Source organism: Sutterella sp. (genome assembly GCF_052272535.1).
Classification (GTDB): domain Bacteria; phylum Pseudomonadota; class Gammaproteobacteria; order Burkholderiales; family Burkholderiaceae_F; genus Sutterella.
On the sequence record NZ_DAVZJY010000357.1, the window covers coordinates 1 to 1,416 of the forward strand.

1 protein-coding gene is annotated in these 1,416 nt (G+C 67.0%); it reads right to left on the bottom strand.

Annotation, left to right across the window (positions count from 1 at the left end; translation table 11 throughout):
• Positions 1-1,278 (bottom strand): dihydroxy-acid dehydratase (ilvD, locus tag ACT6Y9_RS10945; protein ID WP_443744553.1); only part of this gene is annotated, 1,278 nt, incomplete at its 3' end.
• Between the last annotated feature and the right edge of the window lie 138 nt (positions 1,279-1,416).

The window sequence follows — 1,416 nt, forward strand, 5'->3', positions numbered from 1 at the left end:
CACGTCGCCCGCCTTGATGCGGCCGCCGTAGATGGCGTTCAGGGCGTCCTCCTCGCAGTCGAAGACGCGCGCGGGCCCCTTGTGGTGCATCATCTCGGGCGCGACCGCCGAGCGCTTCACGACCGACCCTTCGGGGGCGAGATTGCCCTTCAGGACCGCGATGCCGCCCTCCTTCGAGACCGGGTTCTCGACGGTGTGGATGATCTCCTCGTCGAGGATCCGCGCGCCCTTGATGTTTTCACCCACGGTGCGGCCCGTGACGGTCATGCAGTCCGTGTGCAGGAATCCGAGCTTGGCGATTTCGGCCATCACTGCGCGGATGCCGCCCGCGGCGTCGAGCTCCTCGATGTAGTGGTGCCCGGCGGGCGCGAGGTGGCAGAGGTTGGGCGTGCGGCTGCTGATCTCATTGGCAACCGAGAGGTCGAGCTCGATAGCGCACTCGTGGGCGATCGCCGGGAGGTGGAGCATCGAGTTCGTCGAGCACCCGAGCGCCATGTCGATCGCGAGCGCGTTCTCAAAGGCCTCGCGGGTCATGATGTCGCGGGGCTTGATGTCCTGTTTCACGAGCTCCATGATCCTGAGGCCCGTCTCCTTCGCGAGCCGCAGGCGCGCGGAGTGCACCGCAGGGATCGTGCCGTTGCCGGGGAGCGCGAGGCCGAGGACCTCGGTGAGGCAGTTCATCGAGTTCGCGGTGAACATCCCCGAACAGGACCCGCAGGTCGGACAGGCGTTGTTCTCGAGATCAAGGAACTGCGCGGGCGTGATCCGGCCCGTGCGCAAGCGGCTCACGCCCTCCGAGATGTCGGAGTAGGAGACCTTGCGGCCCTCGAAGCGCCCGGCGAGCATCGCGCCGCCGCTCACGACGATCGAGGGGACGTTGAGGCGTGCGGCGGCCATCAGCAGACCGGGGACGTTCTTGTCGCAGGCCGCAACGAGCACCAGGCCGTCGAAGGGGTGCGCGATCGACATCGCCTCGGTCGAGTCCGCGATCAGTTCGCGCGAGACGAGCGAGTACTTCATGCCGACGTGCCCCATGGCGAGGCCGTCGCAGACCGCGATCGCGGGAAACACTATCGGAACGCCTCCTCCGAGGGCTACGCCCTGCTTCACCGCGTCCACGATCTTGTCGAGGTTCGTGTGGCCCGGAACGATGTCGTTCTTCGAGCTCACGACGCCGATGAGCGGACGGCCGATTTCGTCGTCGCACAGACCGAGCGCCTTCAAGAGGGCCCGCTGCGGCGCGGCGTTGACACCGTCCTTGAGAGGTGCGCTTCGCATGGTGTTTCTTCTCCTTCTTCCATGAAGCGTTGCTGGGGGAATGATCATTCGCGCCCTCCCGGATGAGGCGTGACCTCCGCGCGCGGCGACTCTCTCGAGGACGCCGGCCGGCCGGTCCGCCCCGGGGGTGATTTTCGG